Raw genomic sequence first — 17,337 nt, 5'->3', positions numbered from 1 at the left:
TTCGTCGCAATTGATTTAATTCGACGATCCCGACGAGTTGCGGAACTCGGGACCGTCGCCCAATTCAAGCCAATTATGAGTACGAAATACATCTATACTTTCGGATTGATCATGACGGTCGTCGTGGCCCTCGTGCTTGCCGGATTTAAAACCCTGACGGCGGACGTTGCTGCCCGCAACGAAGATATCTTCAACAAGCGTCAGATCCTGGCCGCCATCGCCACCCCCATGGCCGAGGCCGGGCAGGACGTCGATGCCCTCTCCGATGAAGCCGTACTGGAACTGTTCGACAACCAGGTGGAACAGACCGTGATCAACGCCGAGGGCGAGATCATTGAAGGGACCATGGCCATTGAGGTGGACATGGAACAGGAGAAGAAGAAGGACGAAGCCGATCGTCTTTACCCCCTCTACACCGTCAACCTCGACGGCAGCAACTACTACATCATGAGTGTGCGGGGCAACGGACTGTGGGACGCCATCTGGGGCAACATCGCCCTGGAGGACGACCTGAATACGGTTGCCGGGGTAAGCTTTGACCACGCCGGTGAAACCCCCGGTCTGGGTGCCGAAATCAAGGATAACCAGAGCTGGAAAAACCAGTTCGAGGGTCGGAAAATCTACGACGACGCCGGAGACTTTGTGTCCATCGTTGTCCGCAAGGGAGGCGCCCGGAACCCCGAGCACGAAGTGGACGGCCTGAGCGGCGCCACGGTTACCGCCGACGGCGTAACGAAAATGTTGTACACCGGTCTTAAAGCCTACGAGCCTTTCCTCCAGGATATCGATAAGGCCTCCGGAATGAACCTCAAATAAAAAGCCCGCCACCGCCCGGCGATAATTATAGCAAATCATGGCAGAATCCACCGAAATCAAAACCGGCGTAACGACTACGCAAGAAAAGGAGCCCCTGTTCGGCAAGAAGGAACGGATCTTGATCACCGACCCCTTGCTGGACAACAACCCCATCACCATTCAGGTACTGGGCGTTTGTTCTGCGCTGGCCGTAACCTCTCTGGTCTACCCATCCCTGGTGATGTCGGTGGCCGTAGTATTCGTTTGTGCTTTTTCCAGCCTGTTTACTTCCCTGCTGCGGAACACCATCCCGAAGGCCGTGCGCCTGATCGTGCAGCTGGTAATCATTGCCACCCTGGTAACGATCGTAAACGAGGCGCTCAAGGCGCTGAACTACCCCATTTACAAGCAGCTTTCCGTCTACATCGGACTGATCATCACCAACTGTATCGTGATGGGACGCCTGGAGGCTTTCGCCATGGCCAACAAGCCCTGGCGTTCGTTCCTCGACGGACTGGGCAACGGACTGGGCTACGGACTGATCCTGGTGGCCGTCGGATTCGTGCGGGAGCTTTTCGGTAAGGGTAGCCTCTTCGCCGGTAGCCCCATCGAGTGGAAAATCATCGGCCCCTCCGCCGAGTACACCATCAACACCATGAGTGAAGGTCTGGGTGGAACGCTGTTCGGGTGGTACGCCAACAATAACCTGATGGTACTTCCCGCGGCGGCCATGTTCGTCATTGCCGTTTTCATCTGGATTCAGCGCGCCTGGAACCCGAAGTTGGTAGACGCCAGCTAAACCGACCGATTAGTCCTTTCTCAACTTAAAAAATTCCTCCCCCATGGGCGAGTACATTAATATCTTCATCAAGTCGGCCTTCATTGAAAACATGGTGCTGGCTTACTTCCTCGGGATGTGTTCCTACCTGGCGGTTTCCAAGACCCTTTCCACGGCTTTTGGTCTGGGCATGGCGGTCATCTTCGTACTCGGCATCACGATGCCGATCAACTGGCTCATTAACGAGTACCTGCTGGTAAGCTTCGAGCTGGAATTCCTGCGGTTCATCATCTTCATTGCCGTAATTGCTTCTACCGTACAGTTGGTGGAAATGGTGGTGGAGAAATTCAGTCCCGGCCTCTACGCCGCGCTGGGTATCTTCCTTCCCCTGATCACGGTAAACTGCGCCATCCTCGGGGGTAGCCTCTTCATGGTTACCCGGGAGTATGACCTCGGAGAATCCATTGCCTTCGGTCTCGGTGGTGGTTTCGGTTGGTTCCTGGCCATCATCGCCATTGCCGCCATCCGGGAGCGGATTCGCTACAGCAACGTTCCTCCCGCCCTGCGCGGCCTTGGTATGGCCTTCCTGCTTACCGGACTGATGGGCGTGGCCTTCCTGAGCCTCACGGGTATCGATCCCGCCGTATTTGCGGGCTGGAGCGGCACCGGAGAATAAGATTTCCGGCCCGTGGCCGGAAAATGACACAAAACAATAAACCGCCGGTATGAAAACCGGCTTATACATAAAAACAGACCCTCATGACTACCATTATTGCAGCGGTTGTGGTCTTTACCATTGTCGTGCTGGCGCTCATCACGATGTTGCTGGTGGCCCGCAAGCGACTTGTGCCCCAGGGCGAGGTGAAAATCATCGTGAACGGTGACTCCGAGAACCCCCTGATGGTTCAGCCCGGAGCCTCACTGCTTTCCGCCCTTTCCGACAAGAGTGTATTCCTGCCCTCCGCCTGTGGTGGTGGTGGTACCTGTGCGATGTGTGAATGTCACATCACCGCCGGTGGCGGTGACGTACTGCCCACGGAGCTCAATCACCTTACGCGCCGGGAAGTAGCCGAGCACAAGCGTCTGGCCTGCCAGGTGAAGGTGCGTCAGGACATGGAAATCCAGATCCCCGAAGAAATCTTCGGAATCAAGAAGTGGGATTGTACCGTAAAGTCAAACTACAACGTAGCGACCTTCATCAAGGAGTTCGTCGTGGAGCTTCCGGAAGGAGAAACCCTGGACTTCGAATCTGGCGGTTACATCCAGATCGACGTGCCCAAGATTGAGGTGGACTTCAAGAACTTCAACATCGACGCTCACCCCGAGCACCACGACAAGATGGACAAATTCCAGCCCGCCTGGGATCAGTTCAATATGTGGGAGCTCAAGATGAAAAACGACGAGGAGCAGTTCCGCGCCTACTCCATGGCCAACCACCCGGCCGAGGGTAACATCATCATGCTGAACATCCGGATCGCTACGCCTCCCTTCGACCGTAAGAAAGGAGGATGGATGGACGTCAACCCCGGTGTTTGTTCCAGCTACGTCTTCGACCAGACGCCCGGTGATAAGGTAACGATCTCCGGTCCCTACGGTGAGTTCTTCATCAAGCCCACCGACAAGGAGATGGTCTACATTGGTGGTGGTGCCGGTATGGCCCCGCTGCGTAGCCACATCTTCCACCTCTTCCACACCATGAAGACGGACCGTAAGGTGAGCTACTGGTACGGTGGCCGCTCCAAGGCGGAACTCTTCTACACGGATCACTTCCGTAAGATCGAGGAGGAATTCCCGAACTTCAGCTACCACATCGCCCTGAGTGAGCCCCTGGAAGAAGACAATTGGGACGGCATGACCGGCTTCATCCACCAGGCAGTACTCGACAACTACCTCAAGGATCACCCCGAGCCAGAGGAAATTGAATACTACCTCTGCGGACCTCCGCTGATGCTGCAGGCCGTGCAGAACATGCTGGACGAACTCGGCGTACCCGAAGAAAACATTGCCTTTGACGACTTCGGAAGCTAATCCGAAGCCGGCCACGAATACCAAAGCCCCGATCGCGTTTGCGGTCGGGGCTTCGTGTTTCGGGCGGGAAGTGTAACCATGGCGTATTTTTAGGGTAGACCATGATGCGAGGAGGCCCTGAGGTCAATCCATAAGGTTGTTTGGGTCCTCGAAGCGTCCACGATACAAGCGCTTGGCGCTTGGTTATTGGTCCTTTGGGTCAAGCGCTAACTACTTAAAATCTACCTACCCATGGATCGAAGAGTATTCCTGAAAACGGCCGGCCTCGGCACCCTGGCGCTGGGCGCCAGTGGGTTTGCCCCCGCAGCCCCCACGCATTTACTCAGTCTGAGTTTTGATGATGGCTTCCGCAAATCATTCCACCGGGCGGCGGACATTCACGAGGGGCACGGCTTACGGGCCTGCCTGAACGTTATCGCTTCGGGGCATCTGCCCTCCTTCAAACAAGTAGATGAGTGGATTCGGCCGGAACTGATGGGGAGCTTTGACGACTGGAACGACCTCAAAAAGCGGGGGCACGAGATCATGCCGCACAGCTGGAAACACCTGAACCTCGCCAAGCAGAAACCCCGCAAGGCCCAGAAGCTGATCATGAAGTGCCTGGACTACTTCGAAGAGCACCTTCGGGGTTACCGCAACGAGGAAGCGGTCTTCAACTTCCCCTTCAATGCCTCCACGCCGGCCCTGGAAGAATTTTTGCTGGAACGGGTTTTGGCCGTTCGTTCCCGGATGCGCTACCAACAGCTCTACACGGAACCGATGCCCGGCAAAGAAACCGACCACTACCTGGTGTGTGCGGCCAACGGACCGGATAACATTGATGCCTGGGTGGAAACTACCGTGCAGGAGTTCCTCAACGCCCCGGGCGGATGGCTCATCCTGAACGTTCACGGCCTGGACGAAGAAGGCTGGGGACCCATGACGGCGGATTATCTGGACGACCTCCTCGGCAGATTGGTGAAGATGCCGGGCCTGGAAATCCTGCCCGTAGGAAAAGCCATGATGAAATATACCGGAGCCTAACTGGCCTTCATACAAGTGCACCCCCTCCCACACTAACTGACCAAAAGACCAACGAACTAACAGACCAACAGACCAAAAGACCAACGAACTAACAGACCAACAGACCAAAAGACTAACGAACTAACGAACTAACGAACTAACAGACCAACTCAGTCTTCACACAAATACTCCACCTCACTCCGTCCTTCCGGCCGCAGGTATTTTTTGATCACCCGGTTAATGTCTTCCACGGTGAGGGAAAGGTAGCGGTCCAGCTCGGTGTTGATCAGTTCCGGCTGACCCAAGGCGGCGTAAAAGGCCAGCTCCCCCGCGCGGTTGTTGACGCTGATGGTCTTGAAGTGGTTGTGGTGCTCCAGACGGTTAATCACCTTGGTCAGTTCTTTTTTGGATATACCCCGTTCCACCATTTCGTCTACGACGTCGAAAAGTGCCTGGCGCGCCTCCCGGTAGTCGACGTCTTCGGCCGGTCGGGCGTCGATCAGGATCCCCCCGGAGTCGAGGTTGTCCGTCAGCCCGCAGCTTACTTCGGCGAAGAGTTCGCTGTCGCGCATCAGGCGGCGGTAGAGTAGGGAGGAGCGCCCGCTGCCCAGCAGGAAGCTCAGGATATCGATGGCCGGGAAGTCGGGGTGGAGCCTTCCCGGGGTGCGGTAATTGAGGTAAATGACCGGACTGGGGACGTCCGCCACCACGGTTTTCTTGCGTGGGCTCAGCTGCGGCGGTTCTTCCGGGAGGGGCGGACGGTCGTGGCTGCCGTCCGTGCGGGGAATATCTCCGAACCAGAAATCGATCCGTTCCCGAATACTTTTGGGGTCGAAGCCGCCGGCGATGCTCAGCACGGCGTTGTCCGGGCGGTAGTAGCGGTAGTAGAAGTCCTTTACGTCTTCCAGGGTCGCCTGTTCGATGTGCTCAAACCGCTCCCCGATGACTGGCCAGCGGTAGGGGTGGACGGTGTAAACGAGATCGTTCAGGTGGTGGTAGAGGTCACCGTAGGGTTCTTCCAGACAGGTCTCCTTAAACTCCTCAACGACCACTTTTTTCTGCACGGCCAGGGACTGCTCGCTGAAGTTCAGCTGCCGCATCCGGTCGCTTTCCAGCCAGAGGGCGGTTTCCATATTGGCCGCCGGTAGGATGTCGTAGTAAAGGGTGTGATCGGAACCCGTGACGGCGTTGTTTTCGCCGCCCGCCAGCTGGAGGGCATCGTCAAAATTTGGCACGTTGGCCGAACCGGCAAACATGAGGTGCTCAAACAAATGGGCGAATCCCGTACGCTCTGGCGGGTCGTTGCGACTCCCTACCTTATAGAGCACGTTGACGGCTACGGCCGTGCGTTTCGGGTCGTGGTGCAGCACCACGCGAAGGCCATTGTCAAGGATGTAAGTATCGTAGGAAATCAAGAAAATTAGGATTTTATAGGGGATGCCCGCCAAAGGAAACCCGGATGGCATCTGATTAGTTGCCGCAAGCCTCCCACTATGTCGTCTTCACCCTTCCGCTTTCTCGTAGCTGGCTGGATTTTGCTTTCGGCTTGTGGCAACACGAGTCCCCGCATCGTGCTGGCGGAACTCGACTACGCGGAGGTGGCCAACACTACGGGCTGGCAGCTGCGCATCTACGGCGACGGCAGCGCCAGCCTGAGCCACGAACAGCTTCCCGCCCATCACCTCCACTACCCGGTGGGCTCCTTTTCGGCCCGCCCGGCCCGGCGTATCGTGGCCAAATGCCGCCAGCAATTGATCAGTCCGGTCTGTACTTCCATCCGCTTCTATAACTCGGCGGTCCATGAGGTAGAAGACTGCCCCTGCGCCTCGGGCAACTGGGCCAACGAAGTCATGGAACAGGCCATCGCGGACATGCAGTTGGCGATTGACGCAGGTGCCAGCGAACGCAGTTGTCGCATGCTGCTCCGGCAGTGGTTAGCGGCTCGGTAGGGAAGGATTGAGGGATTGAATGAATGAAGGATTGAATGAATGAAGGACTGAATGGTCGTCGGCCGAAACGCGAGGCACGAGCAGGTTCGTCCGCCGACCGGGGTGTTTTTACCCTCTCCCCAAGCCCTCTCCGGAGGAGAGGGGCTTTCAAAACGCAATGCGTTTTTTTGCCACGAATTTTTCCTAATAGCTTTCGAGGGTTTTAGGATATGAATCGCTGATTCTACTAAACCGTAATTAGCTACTTCCAGAACTGCCACCATCTCTTACCGTTAGGTTTCCTTTCATCCTGGGGCAATTCCTTTTCCGTTTCCCACGGACCACTGATAAAGGAATCCCAAGTAGTTGCTAGTACACTCATGTGATCCTCTGATCCTTCGAGATCATAAATGTAGACAGTCTCCTCGCCATTGAGTTTGATGAAATACCTGTGCTCACCACCGTCAGATCCAATGTAAAACCTAGCAGAACCTGGCTTGGTATATTTATTGGCATTGATAATTGCTTCCTCCCCGTAAGTCAAGCTCAGTACCTCAATTGATGGAGCAACGGGAAACGGATAATTGAGCATGGTATCAACGTAAAATTGTGGGAGGGTAATCCCAAGCTGGCGTTCTATCCGGGCAATACTTTCAGCATTCATGGGCTGGTCGTTTTTCTGCTACCACTTAACCCCGTACTGTTTCTTCACCTCCTGAATTTCCTGGTAGGACAGCGATTGCCCCAGGTGCACCCGGGAGCCCTGCAGGAATTCCTTGAAGGGGACGCCGTATTCCAGCAGGTGTTCACATACGGTCTTGAGAGATCGTTGGTGATACTGAAAACCGTATTTGAACTCCCGCCCGCCGTAAGTGAAGAGGATGGTCGACTGCCGGGGGCCGGCGGCGGGCCAGCCGTCGAGGACGGCGTAGATTTTGAGGTCGCGCATCTCCCCGTAGCCGAAGCGCCGCAGCGGCTTACCGCCGCTGCGGTCCATGATGATCAGCTGGGAGTCGGTGAAGTCCAGTTGCCCGATGTGTTTGTACTGCTTTTGGGAGGGGGTGGTTTTGTCCATCCGATCGGTCCAGCGGCCGATGAGGTCCTGCAGGGGGTTGGCGTAGGGGGAGGCCTCCAGAAACGCCCGCCAGCGCAGCGGGCGCTGAGCAAACTTTGGGACCGGTTGTTTTTCCCCGGCCCGGTCAATCTCGGTGCGGAGTAGGGAGGGCATGCGGCAAAGGTAAGGGGCCGAAAGTTTGGAACGTACGCATTACTACGGCCTTCAGGACCAACCCGGCACCTGCGCGATCGCGCCCTCGTGCTCTGCCGGTGATCACACCAAAGGAACTTTTACCCGTTGGGAAGGCATTATTGGCCCAGCACCTATTTCCTAACCCAATCATTCCGCAATGACCAAGCAAGAATACCGCAACCTCCGGGAGCAATTCGACAAGGATCTGGCGCTGCGGGAATACTACCTGCGCCAGTACTACGAACGGGAATACCGCCAGTTCGTCTTCATGGGCACCCACGCGCAGCGGGAAAGCATGCTGGCGCAGTGGAAGGCCGCCAACGAAGACCGGATCAAGCTGCAGCTGGAAGACGCCCGGCGCGAGCTGGAACTCCAGTACTTCGGCCCCGAGGGTCTGAAGGAAGAGACGCCGGCACCGGAATCCGTCACCCTTGCCGCAGTCCCCAAAACTCCGGTCGTCGAACCCGGCCTCGGGGAGCGCCTCCGGAAGGCGTACCTGACCCTGTTCTGGTAAACCTGGCCATGGTCGAGACGTTTCACGTCGAGCCTTCTTTGCCCCTCGATGCGGAGCGTCTCGACCTTCCTGGCCAGGCTCCGATTTCGATTGATTTATTCAGTCGGCCCGTAGCTTATCCCGGATAAAGCTAACTTTGCGGCCAGCTACGGGTTACATAAGACGGACCTCCTTTTACCAAAAAGCAGACCGCCCAAACAAGCTCTAAAAGACTAACGGACCAACAGTCTAACAGACCAACCGTCTAACGAACCAATAGTCTAAAGAACCAGTACCACAGACCTTATGGATATTGTTGCCATTGTAGGCCGGCCCAACGTAGGCAAATCGACGCTCTTCAACCGACTGATCGGCGAGAAGCAGAGTATCGTGGACGATATGAGCGGGGTGACCCGCGACCGGCAGTACGGTCAGTCCAACTGGAACGGCAAAGAATTTGCGGTGGTGGATACCGGCGGGTTCGTCCGCAACAGCGACGACGTCTTCGAGGCCGCCATCCGCGACCAGGTGGAGATCGCCATCGACGAGGCGACGGTGATCCTGTTTATGGTGGACGTCTCTACCGGCCTGACCGACCTCGACGAGCAGGTCGCGCGCATGCTCCGCAAAACGAAAAAGCCCGTCGTGCTGGCCGTCAATAAGGTGGATAACCACCAGCGGCAGCTGGAGGCCAACGAATTTTGGTCCCTCGGTTTTGAGGAAACCTTCTTCCTCAGCTCCGTGACCGGCTCCGGTACCGGAGACCTGCTGGACGCCGTGGTGGAGCACGTGCAAAACCACGAGGAGGAGGAATCGTCCATTCCTCAGTTTGCGATCGTCGGCCAGCCAAACGCCGGGAAATCGAGCTTCGTCAACGCCCTCCTCGGAGAGGAGCGCAACATCGTGACCGACATCGCCGGCACCACCCGCGACAGCATCAATAGCTACTACAACAAGTTCGGTAAGGAATTCAACCTGATCGATACCGCGGGCATCCGCAAGAAGAATAAGGTCTACGAGAACCTGGAATTTTACTCCGTGATGCGGGCCATCCGTGCCATCGAAAAGGCCGACGTTTGCGTACTGCTGATTGACGCTACGGACGGTGTGGAATCCCAGGACCTGGCCATCTTCCGCATCGCCCAGAAGCGCAACAAGGGCATCGTCATTGCGATCAACAAGTGGGACCTGGTGCAGGACAAGGAGACCAATACGGCCCGCGACTACGAGGAAAAGGTGCGGAAGCGGTTCGCGCCCTTCAGCGACCTGCCGGTCGTCTTCATGAGCGTGACGGAGAAACAACGGATCATGAAGACGGTGGACGAAGCCCTGCGGGTGTACGAAAACCGCACCCGCCGCATTCCCACTTCCCGTCTCAACGAGGTGCTGCAGAAGTCGATGGAGCGCTACCGTCCGCCAAGCTACCGGGGGCGCGAGATCAAGATCAAGTACGTGACCCAGCTGCCGATTGCCTATCCCGCCTTCGCCTTTTACTGCAACCACCCGCAGCACGTCAAGGAGAGCTACAAAAACTACCTGGAGAACCAGATCCGGGAGCATTTTGACTTCACCGGAGTGCCCATTTCCATTTTCTTCCGCCAAAAATAGGGTGAGCTCCGATGACCTTTGCTGAACGCGTACTGGATTTCCACTTCCGCTACCTGCAGCCCGACTGGAAGCTGCCGGCCGGGGTGGACCTGATCTACCCCTTCGGAGCGCCGGAGACCCAGGCGGCGATGACGGCCTTCTACGATAAATACTTCTCGGACGAGCGGGAACGCATCTTCGTGCTGGGCATCAATCCCGGGCGCTTTGGCGCCGGGGTGACGGGGGTGCCCTTCACCGGTCCCAAAAAGCTGCGGGAAGATTGCGGCATCGAACACCCCTTCACCTCCCGGGCGGAGCTCTCCGCCGATTTCATCTATCGCTGGATCAATGCAGTCGGTGGTCCCGAAGCCTTTTACGAGGATTTTTACATCACGTCGGTGTGCCCCTTAGGCTTCACCCGGGACGGGAAAAACTACAATTACTACGACAGCAAAAAACTGGAGCGGGCCGTCTTGCCCCACATCGTTGACAACCTGAACACCCAACTGGGTTTCGGGTCGCGGCGGGAGTTTGGGCTCTGCCTTGGGGAGGGCAAGAATTATAAATTTTTGCGGGCCCTCAACGAGGAACACGGCTGGTTCGGGGAAGTGATTCCGCTGGCCCATCCGCGCTACGTCATGCAGTACAAGCGCAAGCAGCTGGACGATTACCTCGACAATTTCGTGGGAGCCACCCACCGGGCTTTGGCGGGGAAATAGTGAAGTGCTCTTTTTCTTTAGTGACTCTCCAAAAAATGTAACGACCGGCTTGCGGTAGGTAAGCACATTGATTTTTCATAATGATAGCATCGTGTTGCGAAGTTTTTTTACCGGTGAAGAAGCTCTAGATTTCGTAACATCGGGCGGTAGTTGGATCTCCTTCATGGGGTGAAAAATGAAAAGTCTATGTTGCAATCTAGAGCAAGCCCTTTCCGGAAAGATGTTCTGCTACGGGAATGGCTCGGCGTGGAACGCCTCGACCGGTTTTGGGTGCGTTCGCTTGGGACCTCGAAGCGTGCAACAAGCGCAGCGCGTTGCTCCTTTGAGGGTCCCCGCCGGCTTTATTTTTTACCATGACGAAGGAGCTTTAGATGCCGTAACATCGGGCGGGAGCTGGAACTCCTTCATGGGGTGAAAAATGAAAAGTTTATGTTGCTACCTAGAGCAAGCCGGGTCTGGATTGATTTCCTTAGCCTTAGCCTTAGCCGTCGGTCCCGAGATTCGTAACTCGTCGGGATCGTCGAATTGATTCAATTGCGACGTAGCGCGGGTGCCGGGTAATCGGCAAAGAGCCGTGCCTACTTGACCCGAAAGCGGTTGCGGAGCAGGAGATAGATGATGGGCCCAAAGAGGGGGAGTAACAAAATGGCGTAAACTACACCGTTCCCTAATCCGGCCTGGTTGCGCTCGGCGAGATCCCGGCGGGCGATGCGCATGATGGGCCAGTAGATGGCGAAGGCAATGATCAGGATCAGCAGTAAAATGAGGGTGTCACGCATAAGGCTCGGAGATAAATGGGTTCTTTTGTGGTCTTCTGCGGGGAAATGGCCGCTTTGGTTCCTCCGGTATGGGGAGCCCGCCCGGCCTGACAACCAGTCGGAAGGGGTTAGGAGAGGAGGAAGCGCATTTTACCGCAGGAGGTTACCGGTAGAAATGCGTTCTGGCCCAAAAAGATGCACCGGACCAGAGATAATCCGGCCCGGCGCGAAACTATACCGGAGTTTAAATACAGGAGTAGTTTGAAGGGCCTCCTTAGTTGGCGTCCGTGATGCGGCCGCCGTCGGTAGTGGTTACGTCCAGTTCCGGCTGGCCGCGGAAAAACAGATCGCCGCCGTCAGAAACCCGGCCGGTTAGTAGGTCTGAAACCGAAACGCTGACGTCCGCCCCGTCGCTGATGCGCACTTCGCAACGGGTGGCCATCAGGTCGAAGGCATTGATGTCACCGGCATCCGAACAGACGATGTCCAGCGTCTCGGCGGTGCCCGCCAGCGTTACGTCTCCGCCGTCGTGTACTTCCAGGCGCAGGTCCGTCAGGGCATCAAAGCCGGTGGCGGTGGCGTCGGCACCGTCGGTTACCCGCAGGAAATCCAGGTTGGGGATGACGATGTCTACGCTGACCTCAATATTACGGTAGTTACCGTTGCGGAGGCCGACTTCCAGCACGCCGTTCCTGACCTCGGTCAGGACGCGGTCTGCGATGTTGTCGTTGACGGTAAGGGCAAGATCCTGCTCCGCGCCGAAGGTGATGGTGGCGATGGTGCCGTCGCTGATGCGCACGCCCGAAAAAGCGTCCACGCTCCGGGTTTCGGTGACGAAGGTGTCGGAGCCGACGAAGGTTTCGTTATCGACGCAGGCGGTCCAACTAAGCAGCAGCAATCCGAGCAGGGTGAATAGGGAAAAGCGGTTCATGTAGCGTTTAGGTTGGTGGGTTTGTTCTCCTTAAAGGACGGCGAAGGGGTTTGGTGGTTGCACTGGGGAAGGCGGAGGAGAAGGAAGAATGAAGACGGAGGCGAAGGAGAAGGCTTGCTCCGCAAGCCGGTCGTCAAGGCTAAGGCTGAGGAGAACATAGAAGGAAGACGGAAGAATAAAGAAGGAAGAACATCATCCGGTCGTCCGCCCAGGCGTCCCGGCAAAGCCGAGGACTGGCTGGTCGGCCGACCTTCGAGAAAACACTCTAGTTTCAGTAGCGCCGGATTTATCCGGCGAAAGGCTTACGTTAGCGGCTAAAGCCATCGCTACGGAAACTTCCTTGTTGGGGCGGGCATTGACGCTCCCGAGACGACGACCATTCACCACTCCCTTGCCGGCAGCATCCCCAGTACGGTCATCACCAGGTAGTGAGGGGCCAGGAGTACATCAAAAACCATGGCCCTACCCACGGACGTGGCACCTGCGCGCTTGCGCCCTCGTGCTCTGCCGGGGGGCTCGCCAATAAATGGTTGCTCCGTCTTTCCATGAAACGGACTTTGTACGGCCGTCAGGACGAGGGGCAGGCGCAAAAAATAGGCCGCCAGCGCCACGAGCCACCAGCTGGAAAAGAGCCCCCAGAGCCCGAGCAGAAAGAAGAGACCGTGGCTAAGGCCGAGGAGGGTGAGCAGGAGCTGGTGCTCCGGCCGGTAGCGGTGCCCGGCCGACTGGTGCCGTCGTTTTTGTCGCCAGTAGGCGCGCCAGCTGGTCTTAGGGAGACTCCACGTCCAGGCGGAAGCATCGGTGACGGTGGCGGTACGATCCGCCCGCGCCATCTGATTAACGAGCAGGTCGTCGTCGCCGCCGGGGAGGTCAGCGTGGCGGGCAAAGCCGCCGGCCCGCTCGAAGAGCGACTTGCGGTAGGCCAGGTTCCGCCCCACCCCCATGTAGGGCACGCCCATCCGGGCAAAGCCCAGGTACTGCAGGGCCACGTAAACGGACTCAAACGTCTGCCAGTGATGGAGAAGGCCGCCCCCGGTCTTGCGGTAGAGGGAAACGCCCAGGGCCAGTTCGGTGGTTTCGCCGAGGGCACCGGCCATGTGGGTGGCCCACTGGTCGGTGGCGGGAAGGCAGTCCGCGTCGGTCAGCAGCACCCGCTCGTGCCTGGCGGCCCGGATGCCCCGGCTGAGGGCGTCCTTCTTACCCGGTCGGGTGGGGCCGGCGGGGAGGTAACGGAGCCGGGCGTCCGCCCGCGCCAGTCGCCGGACGATGGCCGCCGAATCGTCGGTGGAATTATCGTCTACGGCAAGGATCTCAAAATCCGGGTGGGCCTGCCGGAGGATGGCCGACAGGCAGGCCTCCAGGTGCTGCGCCTCGTTGCGGAAGCAAACGATGATGCTGACGGGAGGTGGATTGACTGCGGAGCCGGGGGAAGACGGTGGCCGGAAAGCTGGGCGCAGGATAAGTCCCCAGGCCAGCAACTGGACCAGGGTGACGAGCAGGAAGAGGGCCACTAAATGTTGCTAACGTAGTCGTTCCATTCGGGGTGGCGCTCCAGGTAGCCGGCGGCAAAGGGGCAGTAAACGAGCACCTTCAGTTGCTTTTCCTTGGCGTACTTCATGGCCGCTTCCACCAGGGAGCTCCCGATGCCCTGCCCCGCCAGTTCTTCCGGAACCTCCGTGTGGACGAGCGCGATGCGCGATTTACCCAGGCGGTATTCCAGCTTGGAAACCAGGGAACCACTGTGGTATTCGAACTGAAAATCTTCGGTGTTATTGATGACTTGGTCGGTGTAATCGGCCATGGAAGGAGGGTCTAAAGAGAGGAACAATGGGTTTCCGGAGGGGTAAGAAAGGGTTTTTTGGGTTAACCATGCAAACCTCACGGACTTCTTACCGTCGCCGGCGCTTTCCCGCAGGTGGGAGGAACGACCAGGCTTAGCTCATTCTTGTGCCTTAAAGCACTTTTCGTAGCCGGGCAACGGGTAGCCCCAGTTGCTCACGGTATTTGGCCACGGTGCGGCGGGCGATGTCATAGCCTGCCTCGGCAAGCGCCTTTTGGAGTTTACCGTCCGCCAGGGGTTTGCGCTTGTCTTCGTTCTCGATGATTTCGCGCAGTACATTCTTGATTTGGGTGGTGCTGACTTCCTCGCCTTCCTGGTTGGTCATCCCTTCGCTGAAGAATTCCCGCAGGGAGTGAGTGCCGAAATCGGTCTGGATGAATTTGGAATTGACCACCCGGCTGATGGTGCTGATGTCCAGTTCCGTGACGGCGGCGATGTCCTTGAGGATCATGGGGCGGAGCGCCTTCAGGTCGCCGGTGCGGAAGAAGGCCTCCTGGTAGCGGAGGATGGCGTGCATGACGCTGTAGAGGGTCTGTTGCCGCTGCTGAATGGCCTCGATGAACCAGTTGGCGGATTCGATATTTTGCCGGATGAAACCCGCCGCCTGCTTCTGGGCCACGCTGAGCTTGCCGGCCTCTTTCTGCTTGCGGCGGTATTCGGCCAGCATCTCCTGGTAGTGGTCGTTGATCTTCAGGTCCGGGGCGTTGCGGGCGGTAAGCGTCAGGCGGAATTCGCCTTCCTGCTCGGTGAGCAGAAAGTCGGGCACTACGACCCGGGCGGCGCGGCCGCCGGCCGCGCCCGTCAACCCGCTGGCGGGCTTGGGGTTCAGGCGGAGGATTTCCCCGAGGGCATCCCGGAGTTCGTCTTCGTCCACCCCAAGGCGGTCCCGCAGCTTGTCGTAGTGCTTTTTGGAAAAGGACTCGAAGTGATCACGGATGATGCGCTGGGCGAGCACCAGGTCGGCGAAGGCCATGTCGTCGAGGTCTTCGCCGTTGTCCACCTTCTGGTTCAGTTGCAGCAGGAGGCATTCCCGCAGGTCGCGGGCCGCCAGGCCCGCGGGTTCCAGCTCCTGCACGATGGTGAGCACTTCCAGGACCTGCTTGGTCGTGACGTCGAGGTGATGGTTGATCAGCAGATCGTCGGCAATGGCGCTGGGCGTCCGCTGTAAGTAACCGTCGTCGTCGAGGTTACCGATGATCTGCCGGGCAATGAGCCGCTCGACGGGGGTATTGAATTCGAGGTTGGCCAGTTGGGCCTCCAGGTGCTCAAAGAAGGTGGACTCATCGGCGGTGTAGCTCCCCGGAGCCTCGTAGTCGTCCTCACTGCTGCCGGAGTTCTGATAGCTGCCGGGATCATCTTCGAGGTACTGCCGGAAGTAGTCTTCTTCCATGTCGAACTTGTCCTCGCTGCCGCCGTCGTTCTCGGATTCTCCCCGTTCGGAGGGGAGGTCTTCGGGACGGGCCTCTTCCAGCGTGGGGTTGCTCTCCAGTTCTTCCTTGATTCGCTGTTCCAACTCCATCACGGGCAGCTGCATCAGCTGCATCAGCTGAATTTGCCGGGGACTGAGCGTCTGCTGCTGCGTTTGTTTTAGCGACTGGCCGAGCATGGGTTGTAAATGAATTTCACCAAACCTTACAATCTCCCTTCCCATTTGGTTCGGGCGGGGAGAAAGAGTAAGGCACTTGTACCCAAAAGAAACGATTTTTCTTCAGAGCAGGGCGACAAATCGTATATTAGTACGTCATCCTATCGGTAGTAGATAGTACCCATCAGATTTTCCCCCTGAGCTTTACAATTTTTCCCCCATGACCATCACTACACCCTTTAGCATTTTATTGGTATGTCTGGGCAACATTTGTCGTAGCCCCCTGGCCGAGGGGCTCCTGCGCAACGCCGCCCAGCGCAAAGACATCGACCTCACCATTTCCTCCGGGGGAACCGGAGGCTGGCACGTCGGTAACCCGCCGGACCCCCGCAGTCAGGCGGTAGCGGCCGCCCACGGCCTGGACATCAGCCAGCAACGGGCCCATCAGGTCAGCGTACACGACCTGAAACAGTACGACCTCATCCTGGCCATGGACCGCAACAACCTGCGGGACCTGAAGGCCCTGGCCCAAAACGACGCCCAGCGACAAAAAATTCACCTGTTTCTGGAGTTCGCCGGACTGGAAGATTCCGACGGACCGGACGTCTTTGACCCCTACTGGGATGATTCCGGTTTCGCGGGTGTCTATGAGTTGATCGCCCGGGCTGCGGACCGGATCGTTGACCGGTTGACCGGAAATTGAGGAGGCAAACTTTACTCCATTCTGCACAAGATGCAGCATTTTGATATCGCAAACCCCAAAAACAGTAGGCCCACGGTATGTCGTGAGCCTACTGAGCAGACCTACTCCGGTATTCAGATATGGGGTTTTGTGGGGTTTACGGCCTATTCTTCCAGGAGGGCCAGGGGGTCCATGGGGACGTCGTCCTTGAGCACTTCGTAGTGAAGGTGGGGGCCCATGGATTTACCGGTGTTGCCTACGGCAGCAATTTTCTGCCCCTGCGTAACCTCTTCCCCCCGAATCACGTCGTGTTGGTGGAGGTGGGAATAAACGGTGACGTAACCATCGTCGTGGAGAATGCGTACGCAGATACCGTAGTCGCCATTCTCACCGGCGAAGACCACCTTCCCGTTGGCGGTAGCCACCACCGGAGTGCCAATGTCGGCCTTGAGGTCAATACCCGTGTGGAGCCTTTTCTGCTTGAAGATGGGGTGCATCCGCATCCCAAACGTGGAGGTAAGGGTCTTGTCCGGGTTCTTCAGGTCAACGCCCGGTATGGGACTGCCGGTGGGCGGCTCAAAAACGAAGGCTTCTTCCAGAAGGTACTCGTTTTCCAGGAGGAAGGACACCTCGTCCCGCTCCATGGGGGCATCGGGAGGAAGGGAGAAGGGAGAAAGAAAGACCAGGCCGGCCATGGCGGCGGCCGTGGCGGTAAAGCGAACGAGCATAGGTTTCAGTTTGGTGGTGATGAGGATATTGGTTTGTAATTTTTTCAGGTGACGGATCGGCCAGGAGTGCAGGCAATCCGGTAGGGCGGTTTCGAAATCCTGCCCCCTTTCCATCCGTTCCTCGATGGCGCAGCAGAGGTGGTCCAGTAGTTCCTCACGCAGGGGGGCTTTGATGCCGGCCATGGCCAGGTGAGCCTGGACCGCAGCAACCTGTTTTTCGGTAAGTATGGGCAT

The 17,337-nt window shown here is 57.6% G+C and carries 19 protein-coding genes; 10 read left to right on the top strand and 9 right to left on the bottom strand.

The window, feature by feature from the left end:
- The first annotated feature begins 75 nt into the window (after positions 1–75).
- The 5 genes from nqrC to E1J53_RS06305 all read left to right on the top strand — a co-directional run bounded on the left by nqrC (position 76) and on the right by E1J53_RS06305 (position 4,624).
- Positions 76–816 (top strand): NADH:ubiquinone reductase (Na(+)-transporting) subunit C, encoded by a 741-nt coding sequence (nqrC, locus tag E1J53_RS06325; RefSeq protein ID WP_134271068.1) that lies wholly within the window; start codon positions 76–78, stop codon positions 814–816.
- Between the two features lie 37 nt (positions 817–853).
- The gene (locus E1J53_RS06320; protein ID WP_134271069.1) at positions 854–1,594 is read left to right on the top strand and encodes an NADH:ubiquinone reductase (Na(+)-transporting) subunit D; all 741 of its coding nucleotides are present in this window, start codon (positions 854–856) and stop codon (positions 1,592–1,594) included.
- A gap of 43 nt (positions 1,595–1,637) precedes the next feature.
- Positions 1,638–2,249, top strand: coding sequence for an NADH:ubiquinone reductase (Na(+)-transporting) subunit E (gene nqrE, locus E1J53_RS06315; protein ID WP_134271071.1), 612 nt, complete (start codon positions 1,638–1,640; stop codon positions 2,247–2,249).
- An 83-nt stretch (positions 2,250–2,332) separates the two neighbouring features.
- Positions 2,333–3,601 (top strand): NADH:ubiquinone reductase (Na(+)-transporting) subunit F, encoded by a 1,269-nt coding sequence (nqrF, locus tag E1J53_RS06310; RefSeq protein ID WP_134271073.1) that lies wholly within the window; start codon positions 2,333–2,335, stop codon positions 3,599–3,601.
- A 231-nt stretch (positions 3,602–3,832) separates the two neighbouring features.
- The gene (locus tag E1J53_RS06305) at positions 3,833–4,624 is read left to right on the top strand and encodes a polysaccharide deacetylase family protein (RefSeq protein WP_134271074.1); all 792 of its coding nucleotides are present in this window, start codon (positions 3,833–3,835) and stop codon (positions 4,622–4,624) included.
- A 149-nt stretch (positions 4,625–4,773) separates the two neighbouring features.
- Here E1J53_RS06305 and E1J53_RS06300 read toward each other — a convergent pair whose 3' ends face one another.
- Positions 4,774–6,018: a pitrilysin family protein gene (locus tag E1J53_RS06300; RefSeq protein WP_173021384.1), complete on the bottom strand. Its 1,245-nt coding sequence runs from the start codon at positions 6,016–6,018 to the stop codon at positions 4,774–4,776.
- A gap of 78 nt (positions 6,019–6,096) precedes the next feature.
- Here E1J53_RS06300 and E1J53_RS06295 point away from each other — a divergent pair, with 78 nt between their 5' ends.
- Entirely contained in the window at positions 6,097–6,552 is a 456-nt protein-coding gene (locus E1J53_RS06295) for a hypothetical protein (RefSeq protein ID WP_134271077.1), read from the top strand.
- Positions 6,553–6,793: 241 nt separating this feature from the next.
- Here the strand turns inward: E1J53_RS06295 and E1J53_RS06290 are convergent, their stop codons facing one another.
- A complete protein-coding gene (locus tag E1J53_RS06290) occupies positions 6,794–7,195 on the bottom strand; it encodes an SMI1/KNR4 family protein (RefSeq protein WP_134271079.1) in 402 nt (133 codons plus the stop codon).
- 18 nt (positions 7,196–7,213) lie between these two features.
- Positions 7,214–7,759 (bottom strand): hypothetical protein, encoded by a 546-nt coding sequence (locus tag E1J53_RS06285; protein ID WP_134271080.1) that lies wholly within the window; start codon positions 7,757–7,759, stop codon positions 7,214–7,216.
- A 178-nt stretch (positions 7,760–7,937) separates the two neighbouring features.
- Here E1J53_RS06285 and E1J53_RS06280 point away from each other — a divergent pair, with 178 nt between their 5' ends.
- From E1J53_RS06280 to E1J53_RS06270, 3 genes are all read left to right on the top strand, one after another.
- Positions 7,938–8,294 carry a hypothetical protein gene (locus tag E1J53_RS06280; protein ID WP_134271082.1) on the top strand — a complete coding sequence of 119 codons (357 nt, stop codon included), beginning with the start codon at positions 7,938–7,940 and terminating at the stop codon, positions 8,292–8,294.
- Between the two features lie 285 nt (positions 8,295–8,579).
- Positions 8,580–9,881, top strand: a complete 1,302-nt coding sequence (gene der, locus E1J53_RS06275; protein WP_134271083.1) for a ribosome biogenesis GTPase Der — start codon at positions 8,580–8,582, stop codon at positions 9,879–9,881.
- Between the two features lie 11 nt (positions 9,882–9,892).
- Positions 9,893–10,579, top strand: coding sequence for a uracil-DNA glycosylase family protein (locus E1J53_RS06270; protein WP_134271084.1), 687 nt, complete (start codon positions 9,893–9,895; stop codon positions 10,577–10,579).
- 578 nt (positions 10,580–11,157) lie between these two features.
- Here E1J53_RS06270 and E1J53_RS06265 read toward each other — a convergent pair.
- The 5 genes from E1J53_RS06265 to rpoN form a co-directional block, all read right to left on the bottom strand.
- Positions 11,158–11,358 carry a hypothetical protein gene (locus tag E1J53_RS06265; protein WP_134271086.1) on the bottom strand — a complete coding sequence of 67 codons (201 nt, stop codon included), beginning with the start codon at positions 11,356–11,358 and terminating at the stop codon, positions 11,158–11,160.
- A gap of 253 nt (positions 11,359–11,611) precedes the next feature.
- Positions 11,612–12,268: a DUF2807 domain-containing protein gene (locus E1J53_RS06260; protein ID WP_134271087.1), complete on the bottom strand. Its 657-nt coding sequence runs from the start codon at positions 12,266–12,268 to the stop codon at positions 11,612–11,614.
- A 380-nt stretch (positions 12,269–12,648) separates the two neighbouring features.
- The gene (locus E1J53_RS06255) at positions 12,649–13,779 is read right to left on the bottom strand and encodes a glycosyltransferase (RefSeq protein WP_134271089.1); all 1,131 of its coding nucleotides are present in this window, start codon (positions 13,777–13,779) and stop codon (positions 12,649–12,651) included.
- The gene (locus E1J53_RS06250; RefSeq protein ID WP_134271090.1) at positions 13,779–14,069 is read right to left on the bottom strand and encodes a GNAT family N-acetyltransferase; all 291 of its coding nucleotides are present in this window, start codon (positions 14,067–14,069) and stop codon (positions 13,779–13,781) included. Before E1J53_RS06250 ends, E1J53_RS06255 begins: the two co-directional genes overlap by 1 nt.
- A 151-nt stretch (positions 14,070–14,220) precedes the next feature.
- Positions 14,221–15,714 (bottom strand): RNA polymerase factor sigma-54, encoded by a 1,494-nt coding sequence (rpoN, locus tag E1J53_RS06245; protein WP_134271092.1) that lies wholly within the window; start codon positions 15,712–15,714, stop codon positions 14,221–14,223.
- Between the two features lie 199 nt (positions 15,715–15,913).
- Between rpoN and E1J53_RS06240 the strand changes: the two genes are divergently transcribed.
- Positions 15,914–16,396 (top strand): low molecular weight protein-tyrosine-phosphatase, encoded by a 483-nt coding sequence (locus E1J53_RS06240; protein WP_134271093.1) that lies wholly within the window; start codon positions 15,914–15,916, stop codon positions 16,394–16,396.
- A 143-nt stretch (positions 16,397–16,539) separates the two neighbouring features.
- On the opposite strand, the gene E1J53_RS06235 is transcribed toward E1J53_RS06240, so the two are convergent.
- Entirely contained in the window at positions 16,540–17,337 is a 798-nt protein-coding gene (locus E1J53_RS06235; RefSeq protein WP_134271095.1) for a M23 family metallopeptidase, read from the bottom strand.

This window comes from Lewinella sp. W8, from assembly GCF_004375085.3.
GTDB lineage: Bacteria > Bacteroidota > Bacteroidia > Chitinophagales > Saprospiraceae > Neolewinella.
This window is presented reverse-complemented; position numbering and strand designations above follow the sequence as displayed.